We start from the raw sequence: 12,904 nt of genomic DNA on the forward strand, positions 1-12,904 counted from the left end.
CCTAGAGGTGGAAGGTCACTCCGTCACGGTGCAGACACGCCGTGCCGCACGCGAGACCGAGCTACTCGTGGACGGCAAGGTGGTGGGTTACCAGCACGCTCACGCCGGGCACCACAAACCCGCGACCGCACTCACTGCCGAACTGCCCGGTGATCCGCCCCAACCCATCCAAATCACTCTGCAGTTCGGCGAGGCCCCCGAACATGCAGCCAACTGCGTGATGGAGATCGCCGGACGCAGATACCCCATGCCTGCAATGCCGCTGCCCCGGTCCGACACCGCCGTGTCCGGCATGGCGCGGTCCTCCCTGCGTTCGATGCGCAGGCTTCTCCGTAGACACCTGCGACGCACGCACCGCCGATGACCGACCTGGGAGGAGCACGGGAGGCCGACGGTGCACAGTCCGCCGCAGGGAATCTTCCCGGGCCGGGCATAGCGTGAAGCGACGCGGCGCTGCGCTGCGGCAAGCGCCTCGCTAGCAGAGCAGACGACGGTATTCGTCGTCGTAGCCGCGATCGGCGAACAGTCGTTTTGGTCTATGCTCCGAGGTCACCCCCGCCGTCCCCCTACCAGCGGGATCGCGTCCAGCAGCGGCATGAGCCGGATGACGCCGGGCCGGTTGCCTCCCGTCACCGAGACGGCGAGCGAGGTTCCGTGCCGATCGACCAACGCGCGGAGGTCGCTGCGGTCCTGAAGGTACCCGGGCCCCCGTGGCCGGCGCCTGACAGGAATACCTCGTCGCCGACACGCAAAGACTCCTGCCGGTCCCCGACCACCTGAGCGACTCCAGCGCCTGCCAGCTCGCCGTCAACCCGTTGACCGCTCTGCTCCTCGTCACGCACGAACTCGACGTACAGCCGGGCGAGTGGCTGCTGCTCACCCGAGACAGCGTCGCACGCGCTGGCCCGGGTCCGCGGTCTCGTCGCCGATGAGGTCCTCAGCATTCCCCCGGGGCCGGCCCTTCCCGCTCGAGCACTTCACCGAAGCCGTCACGCTCGCAGAGGCACCCGCACATGGCACCAAACCACTGTTCGTCATCGAAGACGGCCGGAACACAGACGGCAGGTAGGAAGCGGCCCCTGCCGGTGCGGCCACGGCTGGTGCCGCCAGACGAAGCCCCCGCCGTTCGACCAGGGCAGCAGCTGCGCCGGTGTCGACTCATCGCGCAGGGTGCAAGTTGAGGTATCAGACAGGCATCACACCCTGGCTCTGACATGCCGTGTCGGATGTCGTAGGGCGTTGATCTGCACGGTCACGGTTTGCCGCAAGTGTGAAGTGGCATGGGATGCGGCGGCGGGCCAGGCTTGGAAGCAGGTAGGGAACGTCATCGGCGTCACCAGGGGGCAGGCTCAGAGCAGGATGGGGTTACCGGCACAGTGATCGACACGGATGAGCTGGTCAAGCGGAACGCCGGGTTCGCCAGCGACGGATCGTTCGCCCACCTCAAGCTCATGCCCCGAGGCAGTCTGACGATCATCGGATGCGTCGATCCTCGGGTCGACCCGTCGGACGTGCTCGGGCTCAAGCTCGGCGAGGCAGCGGTGATCCGCAACGTCGGAGGGCGGGTCACGCCCGCGACGCTCCGGACGCTGGGGATGCTCTCGGAGGTCGTGCGGAGCCGCACGGGCGGCCCCGGCCCGGCCGACTACCACTATGCGGTCCTCCAGCACACCGACTGCGGGATCACGGACCTGGCCGCGTTCCCTGAGCTGCTGGCCGATTACTTCGACGTTCCAGCCTCAGGTCTGGATGCCAAGGCGGTCACCGACCCGGTCGCCGCCGTCCGCGTCGACGTCGAGATCCTCAAGCGGGACCTTCGGGCCGGAGTCTTCGTCTCAGGGCTCGTGTACGACGTGGCCACCGGGCTCATCGACGTCGTCGTCCCGCCCGCGCGGGTGGAAGCATGACACCGTGCGGCGCCCGCGGCCGGCGCGGCCGCCGTGGGTCCGCGGCTTGTACCGGGATCTGCCTTCCCGGCGGGCCGTAGCGGTGGGGAGGCGCTTTCCAGCATGTGCGACAACCACGGGCACTCGGCGGCCGAGGCGGCGTGCTCAGCGCCTCGCACTGCGGAAGGACCGGTCGTTGACCCGGTGACGCTGCCCGAGGTCGACGAGGCCAGGGTCACGACGATGGTCGACAACACCTTCGACGCCCTGCTGACCTCCGCCGAGGGCGTCACCCGGGCGCCGGCGTGCACCGGGCGAGCCGCGGCGCGGCAGTTCGTCGGCGGCAAAGCTCTCGCGGGGCTGTGTGCCGAGCACGGCTTCTCCGCTCTGGTCACCGTCCGGAGCGGGAACACGAGCAGCATGCTGCTGTTCGACGCCGGAGCGTCGCCGGACGCGCTGGCGGTGAACGCCGAGCGTCTCGGCATCGATGTCGGCGGCCTCCAGGGCGTCGTGCTCAGCCACGGGCACTTCGACCACGCGGACGGCTTCGAAGGCCTGGCTCGGGTGCGCGGGCGCTCCGGCCTCCCGCTGGCCGTCCACCCCGCGGTCCGGACCCGCCGCCGCCTGCACCTTCCCGCCGGTCAGGGGCTGGAGATGCCCACGCTGTCACGGGGTGCCCTGGAACGCGAGGGGTTCGAGGTGATCGAGCGGCGGCAGCCGTCGCTGCTGGCCGGCGGCATCTGATCACCGGCGAGGTGGACCGCGCCACCGAGTTCGAGCGTGGCATGCCGCCCGCACACCAGGCCCGGGACGGGAACGGCTGACGGCACGACCCCACCGTCATCGACGACCAGGCACTCGTCGTCGACGTGCGCGGCCGGGGATTCGTCATCATCACCGGGTGCGGACACGCCGGAGTCGTCAACATTATCCGGCACGCCATGAGGCTGACCGGCGTCAGCAGACTGCTGGCCCTCGTCGGCGGCTTCCACCTGAGCGGCCCCGCCTTCGAGCCGGTCATCGGCCCCACGATGGCCGCGCTCACCGCACTCGCCCCCGCGTTGATCGTCCCCGGCCACTGCACCGGCCGGCGCGCCCAGCACGCCCTCGCCGCGGCCCTCCCCGACGCCTGGGTTCAGACCAGCGTCGGAACCACCTACACCCTCACCGCTTCCGAGGCGGGTTGTGCCTGATCCCGACTCGGTAGTCCGGGCTCGGACGGCGCAGTAGGAACGGCGGGGTGAACATGGGCGTGCGCCGTGGTCAGTGTGGGTGGTCATGGTCGTCACGGTGGTCGTGGCCAGAGGGGCGTTGGGCCAGCGATCGGGCGCGTTTGACGACCTCGCCCGTGGAGACGGCGCGCACGCTCGTGAGCACATCCTCCAGTGCGGCCAGCCAGAGCCCGTAGTAGCTGTACGGTTCGTCCCGCTTCGCCGAGGCTTCCCAGACGGCGATCCGGGCGATCAGTGCGGCCTGGAACTCCGGCCAGGTGAACACTCCCGCGTCGTACAGGGTGACGGCCATCCCGAAGGCTCGGCTCTCCCACGGCTCGGCGAACACCAGCTCGCCGTTTGAGCGGGGCGGTGCGGCGGGGCCTTCGATGTCCAGAGGTGCGTTCATAGTGCCGCCACCTTGGCCACTCCGACCATCGCGTCCCTCGTCACCAGAGGGACGAGTTCTTCCTCGGTCAGATGCTCGGTGCCGGGCGGCTGCTCGGGCAGCACCAGCCAGCGCACCTCGCTGGTGGAGTCGTGGACGGTGATCCGCACGTCGTCGGCCAGCTCGAGTCCCATCTCTGAGAGCACCGTGCGCGGCTCCTTCACCACCCGGGCGCGGTAGGCGGGATCCTTGTACCAGCTCGGAGGCAGGCCGAGCACCGGCCAGGGGTAGCACGAGCACAGCGTGCAGACGACCACGTGGTGCGTGGTCGCGGTGTTCTCCACCACGACGATGTGCTCGCCCTGGAACCCGCCGAAGCCCAGCTCCTTGATGGCGGCCGTGCCGTCCTCGAGCAGTCGGCGACGGTACTCGGGGTCCGTCCAGGCCCTGGCGACGACCTTCGCTCCGTTGAGCGGTCCGATGTTGGTCTCGTAGGTGGTGATGAGCCCGTTCATCGCCTTCGGATCGATCAGGCCCCGCTCGGTGAGCAACTGCTCGAGCGCCTCGGTGCGCAGGGCCGGGGGAAGGCGCTCGGCTGATCCGGCGGTGATGGTCATGAGGGGGTCTCCAGGTAGCTCTCGAACATGTCCACGGTGAGCTCGAAGGGCTCGGCGCCAGCGCCCCACAGGTCATGAGAGTGGAAGCGCACCGAGTAGACGTACTGTGGGTTCTCGCCCAGGAAGTGCGCGTTGGAGTCCGGCAGCACGCCGGCGGGCTGAATGATGTCGACGACGCCGACATGCCCTCGCACATAGCGCGGCAGCCTGGTGTGTCCGGCCGGCGACATGTCCCTGGCACGCACGCGCTCGCCGGCGGCAAAGGCCGGCGCGGTGTCGAGGCAGCGCAGTGTGCCGTCGGCGGTCGGCGCGTAGTCGGGCTTGGCCGGCTCCGGGACCGGGGGCTCCTCCACGTCGTCGCCGCGGAGGTTGCGGGCGCGGGCGTCGACCGCACCAGGTGCCAGGACGGCGCTGTCGAGAAGTCTCAGCTCTCCGGCGTTGAGCCAGCGCCCGTAGTATCCGTCATCGATGTAGTGCGCCCGGTCCAGGCGCTCCAGCGCGTGCCGGAAGGAGTCCAGGTTTCCCCCGGACACCCTGTTCGAGAGGATCGCGAGCGCGAATGCCCGGCCCTGCCAGGGCTCTGGGAAAACGGGTTCATCTTGTCTCGGCGGATGCACGGAGCCCCAGCCTGGGGCTCCTCCCATGTCGGCAATACCGTCCATGGCCCGACCTCACCTTTGCCAGCAATAGCGGCATAGTCAGATAAATAATTGTATTTGGGCGACTTCTCTGGCGTCACACTCTGGTCCATCCGCTGGTCGCGGCGCTGCCGCGGAGGTGCCGGTCTCATGGCCCCGCGTGCCAGGGAGAGACGGCGGACGAGGAAATGGAGCAGCGGTTCGGGCCGCGGGCGCATGCCGATCGCCTGGCCTCCGCCGGGGCCGGACGTCACCACGGTTTGCGCCCGGGCCGTACGGGCCGCAGGCTGCCGACATGGACTCCAGTCCGGAAGCAGGCATGCGGCCCATCCTGGTGACCGGTGCTGCGGGCAGCGTCGGGGCCGTCGGCAGAACCGTGGTCCAAGGGCTGCGGCGCCGGGGCTTCCAGGTGCGTGCTCTGGTGCGCCAGGATGACGACCGTGCCCAGGCGCTGCGCGCCACGGGTGCCGAGGTCGTGGTCGGGGACCTGACGTGTGCCCGTGATGTCGCCGACGCCCTCGACGGCTGCGGCCGGATGTATTTCGGCATGGCCGTGTCGGCCCAGTACCTGCTGGCTGCTGTGACGACAGCGGCGGTCGCCCGCGCCTACGGACGCCTGGAGGCGTTCGTCAACATGTCGCAGCTGACCGTAGCCGAGATGGACGCCACCAGCGGCTCCGACTCGCACCAGCATCGTCAGCAGTGGCTGGTCGAGCAGGTTCTCGGCTGGTCAGGCCTGCCCGTGGTCCAGGTCAGGCCCACCGTCTTCATGGAGAACCCCCTCTTCCAGACCGTGTTTGCCTCGATCGCCAAGGATGGCCTGATCAGATGGCCCTTCGGCGAGGCGAGAACCTCCCCCATCGCGGCCGGTGACGTCGCCGCCGCCGTCGAGAAGATTCTGGCCGATGCGGCCGGGCACATCGGCCGGACCTATGAGCTGACCGGTCCCCGATCACAGGACGTCGCCGCTCTGGCCACGGAGATTTCCGATGCTCTGCACCGCACGATCGGCTACACCGACGTCCCGTTGCAGGAATGGCTCGACAACGATCTCGGGGCACTGGAGCTGCCGGACCACGTCTTCCAGCACATCTCCACCATGGCTCGCCTGCACCTGGCCGGCCGCTATGACCGCCAGGCAGAAGGCATGGCAGAGGTCACCGGGCGGTCCGCTGCAGGAGTAGCCGATTTCGTCCGCAAGAACCCCGAGCTGTTCACTCGCTGAAGCCACTTGCCGGTGGTGGGTAGGAAGCCGTAGACGGTAGACGCAGCTGACGAGGCACGTTCGTCCAAGCGCGGCGGTCGCGGGCGGCCGGGGCGCGGGAGGCGAGTCGCTGCCGTCGGGGCGATGGCGGCGGCCGTGATGGGCGCCGGACTCACCCTGCCCGCGTCGGCCGCGAGCACCCAGGACGCGGCCGCCGCGCGGGCGGGACACCAGGCCACCCGGAAAGCCTTGGAGTCGGTGGTCCAGGACGGGCCGCCCGGTGGCATCGTGCTCGCCGAGGTGGGGCACACCGCCTGGACGGGTCGTGCGGGCACCGCGGATCTGGCGACCGGGCGCAAGCCGCGCGCCGATGACCGTCACCGCGTCGGCTCGATCACCAAGACGTTCATGGCCACGGTGGTGCTCCAGCTGGAGGCTGAGGGCAAGCTGAGCCTGGAGGACACGGTGGATCACTGGCTACCGGGTCTGGTGGAGGGGAACGGCAACGACGGCAGCGAGATCAAGCTCCGCCGGCTCCTGAACCATACCAGCGGCATCTACAGCTACACCGACGACGAAAGCTTCAAGCGGCGGGAGTTCAGCACCGACTTCCTCCGGCATCGCTACGAGACCTGGACACCCCGGCGCATCGTCCGGCTCGCCATGACCCACCGGCCCACCTTCGCCCCGGGTGACTCCTGGAGCTACTCCGACACCAACTACGTCATCGCCTCCACGGTGATCAGGAAGGTCACCGGCCATTCCTACCCCCACGAGATCGAGCGGCGTATTCTGCGCCCCCTGCACCTGAACTCCACCAGCGTGCCGGGCAACCGCGTCCGTGTCCCCGGACCCAGCGGACGCGCCTATTCGAAGCTGACCGGTGAACTCGCCGGTCCGGGCGAGCACGACGGCACTGTCTACGACGTCACCGAGATGAACACCTCCTTCGCGGGTGCTGCCGGAGAAATGATCTCCAACAACCATGATCTCAACCGTTTCTGCCGGGCCCTGTTCTCCGGCCGGCTCCTGAAAGACCTTGAGCTGAAGCAGATGATGACGACCGTGATGATCAAGGGTCTGCCGAACTTCTCCTACGGCCCGGGGCTGATGGAGATGACGTTGTCGTGCGGCACCGAGGTATGGGGGCACAACGGCGGCATCCAGGGCTCCATATCGCAGACCATGGCGACGGCGGACGGTGATCACGTGCTGTCGCTGAACTTCAACGGCGACTGGAACGTCCACGAACAGCGGGTCGTCGACGCCGAGTTCTGTGGCGCCTGATCTGCGAGAACATCCCTTTACGATCGGATCGGCCGCGGTGGCTGCTCGGCCCCCCCGGCCGATCCGGCGGATTCACCGGTTGCAGTGCTTCGCCCAGAAAGCGTCCAGGCCATGGTCCGTCACGGACTGCGCGGCCTTCTTGAAGTCGGCGGTGGCGGACACGCCGTACCAGTGGTCGTGGGCGTACCGCTTGAGGAGTCGCGCCATCGTGTCGGCTTCAATGGTGCACTCCAGGTCGGACAGGGCGCAGGGGCCGGCTGTGTCGACGAGGTGGTAATCGCCTCGATGGCTGCTCCAGTAGGCCCTCGAATTGGTGATCGCGGCTTGCTCGCTCGGCCAGTCGACATCCGACCAGCAGTCGCGGGTGTCCCGGCCGTAGAAGCGTGCGTTCGCGTACTGGGCGAAGCTCTCGTCGAGCCAGGACGCCCCGTATTCGTCGTTGCCCACGATGCCGTACCACCACTGGTGGGCCCACCTCGTGAGCGACGGCGCCGCCGTCCTCGCGGTTGAGGCGTACGCCTGCCGCAGGCGTATTCGGAGGCCGTCCGGGGCCCTCCTCCGGAGACGGGACAGGCTGGGGGGACGGACTCGCTCCAGCCGGGCCCGCGCCTTCACCAGCCTAGCCCGCTGCCGCACCAGGACGGTCTTGTGCTCCATCGAGACCGGCGGCCGGCCGTTTGCCCCGCGGCGACCTGCCGCCCGGTCTGCCTCGGCCCGGGCTTCGTCTTCGACGATGTCGAGCACCTTCCAGCGCAGGTGCTCGGGCGGCGGCCACTCCCGTACGTTCTGCGGCATCTCAAGGTCACGCCGCGGTCGCACAACAGGAAGTTCCGCCGCATAAGCCAAGGTTCCGCAGCCTGTACGACGGTTGGAACCGAACAACGAATCGCTCTTGACCACCGTCAGGGGGAGGTTGTGCGACAGCCTCTGCACTGCCCCACCCTTACATCGCGACCCTCAAGATCCGAACCAGGAGGCCAGTTGGCTCGAAGAACCGGCATCCCGCCACCCGACACAACGTGGGCAAAACAACCAGACGACCCGAGACCATCGCTGAACGTAATCGCCTCAAAGCTCACAAAGGTTGAATAACAAGCTGGGACGGCCACCACGCGATCATCAAGGGTTGTGTGGGCTCCTGAAGGTCGTGCGGTGGGAGACCGGCAGCGGAAGCCGGGCGCCCCGGAGGTCCTGGTCGATCAGGTCGCCCGGTTCCAACCGGACGCGTCCGCGCACAGGTTGGCGAAGTCGGCCAGCAGTACCACCGCCCGGACATCGATACGCACCGGCCCCGCAGACAGGAGGAGCAGGGTTCCACTGCTGAGCCTGTGGGGCCGGTGCAGGACTCACGTACCCTGCGGTGCGTCCGATAAGCCCGATCCCTCCCAACCGCCGCGAAGAAGCTCCTCTTTCACGCCCGTGGGCCCGGCCATGTCGGCCGGGCCCACTCATTGCTCGCGCGGCACACTCCTCGCGCCGGGCGTCTTTCGTCTACCAGCGGTACCAGCGGCCCTTGCTGCCGCCACTGTCCGCGGACCGGACGACGAAGCCGAGCAGCCACACGATGAACACGATCACCGCGATCCACCACAGTGCCTTCAGTGCGAAGCCCGCACCGAAGAGGATCAGAGCCAGCAGAAGAACCAGAAGCAGGGGAACCATCGTTATCAACCTCCTGGCCACCGAATGCCCTTACTTCAGCCGTACAAGCACACAAAATATGGGTTACTTCCAAGGGATGAGGGGCATATGCGCGCCCCGCGCCGTGGACGGTTGGACGCGTCACCGCAAGCGCCGGGTCCGCAACGGCGGTCTGCCAAACGAGCCGCCGCTGGCGTCCCGTGTCCGAGTCGACGCAACGGGTGAGGCCGGCACCGGGGACCCCGGCCTTCGACCACTGATCGGCGGGGTCCGGCCGTGCGGCAGTGCTGCTGCACGGCGCTCCCAGGACCGGTCATCACTGGCGCAGCACCGACCTGGCGGAGGCAGCCCCCGACGAGCCGGCCGATGTTCTCCTGCCGTTCCTGGCCGCACCCCCATCGCCGGCTCCGATCGCGGCCCGACCGGCCGGTCGCCCGGGCCGACGGCGGATCGGGCGGGCCGAGCGGGGGGTGCCCGCCCCGCAGCGGACGACGGCCACGGCCGCGACACCGGCGACCAGTCCGAGGGCGGTCCGCACGCCGAAGGGCTCACCGAACATGAGGGCGCCCCACAGGGCGGTGACCGGGGCCATGAGGAACATGAGGGTGTTGACCTCGGTGACGCCCCTGCGGCGCAGGATCAGCCAGTACAGGCCGTACCCGCCGAAGGTGGGCAGCACGACGAGCCACGCGGTCGCCGCCCAGAACGAGAAGGAGGCGGGCGGGACCGCCGCTCCCCTGCCGACAGCCAGCGTGGAGAAGATGACCGCGCTGGTCACACAATGGATCGTCAGCGCCGCCCGGGGCGCGACCGGTACGCGCGAGCGGCCCTCCAGGAGGGTGGCCGCCACCAAGGACAGCATGCCGAGGAAGGGCACGAGGTACACCCACCAGGCGACGTCGGACCCCGAGGCCGCCGCGTCGGCGGAGGTGACGGTGGCGACCCCGACCAGTCCCAGCCACAACCCGGCCCACTGCCGGCGTGAGACGTGCTGCCGCAACAGCGGTCCGGCCAGCGCACCGGCGACAAGCGGCTGGACGCCGTCGATCAGAGCGGTGGTTCCGGTTGAGACGCCGAGCTGGATGGCGTGGTAGACGCTGAGCAGGTACCCGCTCTGCGACAGCGCGCCGATGGCGGTCTGCCGGCCGAGATCCCGCGGCCCCAGGCCCCGCCACGCCGCCCGGGAGAGGGGCGCGGCGGCGACGAGGACCAGCGCGAGCGGCAGGAAGCGCCACATCAGGAGCGTGGTCACGGTCGATGTTCCAGCGCCGAGCTTGGCTCCGATGAAGCCGGAGCTCCAGCACAGGACGAAGGCGACGGAGAGCAGGGCGTTCACTTGACCACATCCCGTGGATACCCGGAGTTATACAGAACGGTATACCTTCCACAGTGCCCACTATACAGACCGGTATACTCGTGGCTCATGGAGCCCGAGGAAGTCCCGCACCGTATCCGCATGACACCCGGCGCGCGACGGGTGCTGGAAGCCGCCGAGCGGCTGTTCTACGAGCACGGCATCCACCCCGTGGGCGTGGACCTCATCGCCGCGGAGGCGGGGGTGACCAAGAAGACGCTGTACGACCGGTTCGGCTCGAAAGAGCAACTCGTCGTGGAGTACCTCGCCCGACGCGACGAACGCTGGCGGGAACTGCTCGGCACCCACCTGGACGCGGTCGCGGGACAGGCGCCGACGACCCGGATTCTGGCCGTCTTCCGGGCCGCGCGCGCCTGGGCGGGGGAACACGGCTCCAGAGGATGCAGCATGATCAACGCTCATGCGGAGATCGGTGATCCGGCACACCCGGCGTACCCGGTCATCACGGGGCAGAAGCAGTGGATGCTCGGCCTGTTCACCCGCCTCGCCCGCGAGATCGACGAGGCGGACGCGGACCGGCTGGCGCAAGGACTGATGCTGCTGCACGAGGGGGCGGTGGTCGCGTACGGCCTGGGCGTCTTCCCCGACCCGTTCGGCCAGGCCCTCGACCGGGCCCACGAGTTGCTGGAACACCAGGCCACGGCCGGGCCGGGCACGCCGCCCCGGTGAAGCGGGCGTCCTCCGGAGGACGCTCCCGCCCGGTGGCCGCACGCCCCGGCGGTCGCCCACCCGTCGCCGGGCCCAGGGCCCGCCACGACGACGGATGCGGGCCGCATGGGATAGTCCGGTGCCGGGACGAGAACCTGGTCATGGGGGCCCAGGAGCGCCTGAGCCGTTTGCGTGGGACGACGGGCGAGTGGCAGCTGTCATGCTGAGCGTGATGCCTGTTCGACAGGAGTCGAAGGGCGCCGCGTCTGGCCCCGTCCCTCCATGAACGGGGAGTCCGCGCCGACGGGTTTTCAGTTGTTCCGTTCCGCAGGCTTGAGGCGAAGCGCAGAGGCGAGGAAGAAGACGCCGCCGAGGAAGGCGTACCCCGCGAGATTCGTGAGCGTGGCGCCGTCCTTGCCGGCCTGCAGGAAGAAGCTCGCGCCGGCGAGGGTGGAGATGGCCCCGCTCGCGATCATCGGCCACTGCCCGCCCATCCGGCGCCGGACCAGGCCCACGGCGAGCTGCGTGATGCCTGCCGTGACGGCCCAGACACCCCAGACCCGCAGAACGGCCGGGATGCCGGAGGCGAGCGCGACGGCCAGGGCGATGCCGGCGAGAGCACTGAGCGCGATGTTCACGGACAGCCTCTTGACCGCGCCGTCGGCCGCCCGGGCCGACCGCAGGTCGACCACCGCGCAGGCCGCGTCGAAGAGGGGGTAGAGCACCAGCAGCGTCCCGCTCAGCGGGCCCAGCCTGTCGGCCGTCGCGAACAGCAGGGCCGCCCAGATGGCGGCGAACGCGAAACGCAGGAGATACAGCCTGCGCAGAGCCGCGGGGAGCTCGGCCGGGGTGGCGGTAGCGGGTCGACTGACGACGGTGTCCATGGCGAATCCGCCTTCCAAAACGAGGAGGAATGTTCGAAAACGAGGGAGAACGTTCGGTCTCTTCTCATCATTGAACGCGCCCGTCGACCTGTCAAGACTGAACGTTCTCCCCCGGTTGTAGAGTGGGAGCCATGAGCCGGAAGACAAAAGAGGGCAGCACGTCCGAGGCCCGAGCGCGGCTGCTCGGGACCGCGGTAAGGATTTTCTACGCGGAGGGGATCCACTCCGTCGGCGTCGACCGGATCATCGACGAAGCGCGGGTGACCCGGGCGACCCTGTACCGCCACTTCTCCGGGAAGGAGGATCTCGTTCTCGCCTACCTCGAGCAGGCCGACCAGGGCATCAGGGGGCAGTTGACGGCCGCCCAGGAGAGTGCTCGAACCCCGGGCGACAAGGTGCGCGCGGTCGGCCGCGCCATCGCGGAGGGCATCCGGTCGGAAGGCTTCCGCGGCTGCGCCTTCCTCAATGCCGCGGTCGAGTATCCCGATCCGGCGCACCCGATACACCAGGCCGTTCTCGCGCACCGGCAGTGGTTCCTCGACACGGTCACGGCCCTGCTGGCGCAGGTCGGAGACGCGCCCGCCGAGGCGGCAGGACGGCACTTCGCCATGCTCCGCGACGGAGCCATGGCCGCAGGGTGCCTCTCTGATCCACGACTGATCACCGAGACGTTCCTCGATGGCATTGAAGGGATCTTGCAGGCACGCTCCGCAGCACATGCGGCGGGCTGAATCCTGGCTCGATGCCCGACAGGGAGGGCGTTTGTGCAGGGTGCGGGGGCAGGGCTTCGGTGAAGTTTCCCCGTGATCGTGGACACTCGATGGCTATGCCGCGAGGGCGTGCTGTTGCCGCTGCCTGGTCTCGGCTGGGGTGAGACGCCATCCGCTTTCCGAACCAGGCGGCCGTTGGTTCGCTCCGCCTGACCAGCCGGGCGGTTTCGCACGGCATTCCGGCCTTCGCCGTGCGCATCGAGGCGGCAGGCAGATCGCTGGTGTACTCCGGCGACACGGCACCGTGCCAGAGCCTCACGGAGCTGGCCGAGGGATGCGACGTACTGTTGTGCGAAGCCGGAGAGCGCACAGGCACCGGTCGAAGGCGAACAGGTGCACCACACGCCCGAGGACA

Annotated in this window: 14 protein-coding genes and 1 pseudogene; 7 read left to right on the forward strand and 8 right to left on the reverse strand. The window is 69.0% G+C overall.

Going from position 1 to position 12,904, the window contains the following annotated elements:
* Positions 1-481 precede the first annotated feature (481 nt).
* Positions 482-669, reverse strand: a pseudogene (locus ACFC02_RS19155) (IS5/IS1182 family transposase); the annotation flags it as partial.
* Positions 670-1,376: 707 nt separating this feature from the next.
* Here ACFC02_RS19155 and ACFC02_RS19160 point away from each other — a divergent pair.
* The 3 genes from ACFC02_RS19160 to ACFC02_RS19170 all read left to right on the forward strand — a co-directional run bounded on the left by ACFC02_RS19160 (position 1,377) and on the right by ACFC02_RS19170 (position 3,079).
* The gene (locus ACFC02_RS19160) at positions 1,377-1,907 is read left to right on the forward strand and encodes a carbonic anhydrase (protein WP_376358202.1); all 531 of its coding nucleotides are present in this window, start codon (positions 1,377-1,379) and stop codon (positions 1,905-1,907) included.
* Between the two features lie 183 nt (positions 1,908-2,090).
* Entirely contained in the window at positions 2,091-2,630 is a 540-nt protein-coding gene (locus tag ACFC02_RS19165) for an MBL fold metallo-hydrolase (protein WP_376358204.1), read from the forward strand.
* A 197-nt stretch (positions 2,631-2,827) separates the two neighbouring features.
* A complete protein-coding gene (locus tag ACFC02_RS19170) occupies positions 2,828-3,079 on the forward strand; it encodes a hypothetical protein (protein ID WP_376358207.1) in 252 nt (83 codons plus the stop codon).
* A gap of 70 nt (positions 3,080-3,149) precedes the next feature.
* Here ACFC02_RS19170 and ACFC02_RS19175 read toward each other — a convergent pair whose 3' ends face one another.
* From ACFC02_RS19175 to nthB, 3 genes are read right to left on the reverse strand one after another with little or no spacing between them, the layout of a single operon-like run.
* On the reverse strand, positions 3,150-3,506 hold the full coding sequence (locus tag ACFC02_RS19175) for a nitrile hydratase accessory protein (RefSeq protein WP_376358209.1): 357 nt from the start codon (positions 3,504-3,506) through the stop codon (positions 3,150-3,152).
* The gene (gene nthA, locus ACFC02_RS19180; RefSeq protein WP_376358212.1) at positions 3,503-4,102 is read right to left on the reverse strand and encodes a nitrile hydratase subunit alpha; all 600 of its coding nucleotides are present in this window, start codon (positions 4,100-4,102) and stop codon (positions 3,503-3,505) included. Before nthA ends, ACFC02_RS19175 begins: the two co-directional genes overlap by 4 nt.
* Positions 4,099-4,764 (reverse strand): nitrile hydratase subunit beta, encoded by a 666-nt coding sequence (nthB, locus tag ACFC02_RS19185; protein WP_376358215.1) that lies wholly within the window; start codon positions 4,762-4,764, stop codon positions 4,099-4,101. Before nthB ends, nthA begins: the two co-directional genes overlap by 4 nt.
* 271 nt (positions 4,765-5,035) lie before the next feature.
* Here nthB and ACFC02_RS19190 point away from each other — a divergent pair, with 271 nt between their 5' ends.
* Together ACFC02_RS19190 and ACFC02_RS19195 are read left to right on the forward strand one after the other, a co-directional pair.
* The gene (locus ACFC02_RS19190; protein WP_376358218.1) at positions 5,036-5,965 is read left to right on the forward strand and encodes an NAD(P)H-binding protein; all 930 of its coding nucleotides are present in this window, start codon (positions 5,036-5,038) and stop codon (positions 5,963-5,965) included.
* A 123-nt stretch (positions 5,966-6,088) separates the two neighbouring features.
* Entirely contained in the window at positions 6,089-7,231 is a 1,143-nt protein-coding gene (locus tag ACFC02_RS19195; RefSeq protein ID WP_376358220.1) for a serine hydrolase domain-containing protein, read from the forward strand.
* Positions 7,232-7,303: 72 nt separating this feature from the next.
* On the opposite strand, the gene ACFC02_RS19200 is transcribed toward ACFC02_RS19195, so the two are convergent.
* The 3 genes from ACFC02_RS19200 to ACFC02_RS19210 form a co-directional block, all read right to left on the reverse strand.
* Positions 7,304-8,026: a hypothetical protein gene (locus ACFC02_RS19200; protein WP_376358222.1), complete on the reverse strand. Its 723-nt coding sequence runs from the start codon at positions 8,024-8,026 to the stop codon at positions 7,304-7,306.
* A 696-nt stretch (positions 8,027-8,722) separates the two neighbouring features.
* Positions 8,723-8,893: a hydrophobic protein gene (locus ACFC02_RS19205; protein WP_376358225.1), complete on the reverse strand. Its 171-nt coding sequence runs from the start codon at positions 8,891-8,893 to the stop codon at positions 8,723-8,725.
* A 295-nt stretch (positions 8,894-9,188) separates the two neighbouring features.
* The gene (locus tag ACFC02_RS19210; protein WP_376358227.1) at positions 9,189-10,208 is read right to left on the reverse strand and encodes a DMT family transporter; all 1,020 of its coding nucleotides are present in this window, start codon (positions 10,206-10,208) and stop codon (positions 9,189-9,191) included.
* Between the two features lie 87 nt (positions 10,209-10,295).
* Here ACFC02_RS19210 and ACFC02_RS19215 point away from each other — a divergent pair, with 87 nt between their 5' ends.
* Positions 10,296-10,916, forward strand: coding sequence for a TetR/AcrR family transcriptional regulator (locus tag ACFC02_RS19215; RefSeq protein ID WP_376358230.1), 621 nt, complete (start codon positions 10,296-10,298; stop codon positions 10,914-10,916).
* A 290-nt stretch (positions 10,917-11,206) separates the two neighbouring features.
* Here ACFC02_RS19215 and ACFC02_RS19220 read toward each other — a convergent pair whose 3' ends face one another.
* Positions 11,207-11,779 (reverse strand): hypothetical protein, encoded by a 573-nt coding sequence (locus ACFC02_RS19220; RefSeq protein WP_376358233.1) that lies wholly within the window; start codon positions 11,777-11,779, stop codon positions 11,207-11,209.
* Between the two features lie 131 nt (positions 11,780-11,910).
* Here ACFC02_RS19220 and ACFC02_RS19225 point away from each other — a divergent pair, with 131 nt between their 5' ends.
* Positions 11,911-12,510: a TetR/AcrR family transcriptional regulator gene (locus ACFC02_RS19225; RefSeq protein WP_376358236.1), complete on the forward strand. Its 600-nt coding sequence runs from the start codon at positions 11,911-11,913 to the stop codon at positions 12,508-12,510.
* Positions 12,511-12,904: the final 394 nt, after the last annotated feature.

Source organism: Streptomyces sp. NPDC056160 (genome assembly GCF_042268205.1).
GTDB lineage: Bacteria > Actinomycetota > Actinomycetes > Streptomycetales > Streptomycetaceae > Streptomyces.

What these genes read in the sequence shown, in the direction of transcription:
- ACFC02_RS19170 (WP_376358207.1), top strand. Translation starts at nt 2,828, where the DNA reads ATGAGGCTGACCGGCGTCAGCAGACTGCTGGCCCTCGTCGGCGGCTTC.
- ACFC02_RS19175 (WP_376358209.1), bottom strand. Translation starts at nt 3,506, where the DNA reads ATGAACGCACCTCTGGACATCGAAGGCCCCGCCGCACCGCCCCGCTCA.
- nthA (WP_376358212.1), bottom strand. Translation starts at nt 4,102, where the DNA reads ATGACCATCACCGCCGGATCAGCCGAGCGCCTTCCCCCGGCCCTGCGC.
- nthB (WP_376358215.1), bottom strand. Translation starts at nt 4,764, where the DNA reads ATGGACGGTATTGCCGACATGGGAGGAGCCCCAGGCTGGGGCTCCGTG.
- ACFC02_RS19190 (WP_376358218.1), top strand. Translation starts at nt 5,036, where the DNA reads ATGGACTCCAGTCCGGAAGCAGGCATGCGGCCCATCCTGGTGACCGGT.
- ACFC02_RS19195 (WP_376358220.1), top strand. Translation starts at nt 6,089, where the DNA reads ATGGCGGCGGCCGTGATGGGCGCCGGACTCACCCTGCCCGCGTCGGCC.
- ACFC02_RS19200 (WP_376358222.1), bottom strand. Translation starts at nt 8,026, where the DNA reads ATGCCGCAGAACGTACGGGAGTGGCCGCCGCCCGAGCACCTGCGCTGG.
- ACFC02_RS19205 (WP_376358225.1), bottom strand. Translation starts at nt 8,893, where the DNA reads ATGGTTCCCCTGCTTCTGGTTCTTCTGCTGGCTCTGATCCTCTTCGGT.
- ACFC02_RS19215 (WP_376358230.1), top strand. Translation starts at nt 10,296, where the DNA reads ATGGAGCCCGAGGAAGTCCCGCACCGTATCCGCATGACACCCGGCGCG.
- ACFC02_RS19220 (WP_376358233.1), bottom strand. Translation starts at nt 11,779, where the DNA reads ATGGACACCGTCGTCAGTCGACCCGCTACCGCCACCCCGGCCGAGCTC.
- ACFC02_RS19225 (WP_376358236.1), top strand. Translation starts at nt 11,911, where the DNA reads ATGAGCCGGAAGACAAAAGAGGGCAGCACGTCCGAGGCCCGAGCGCGG.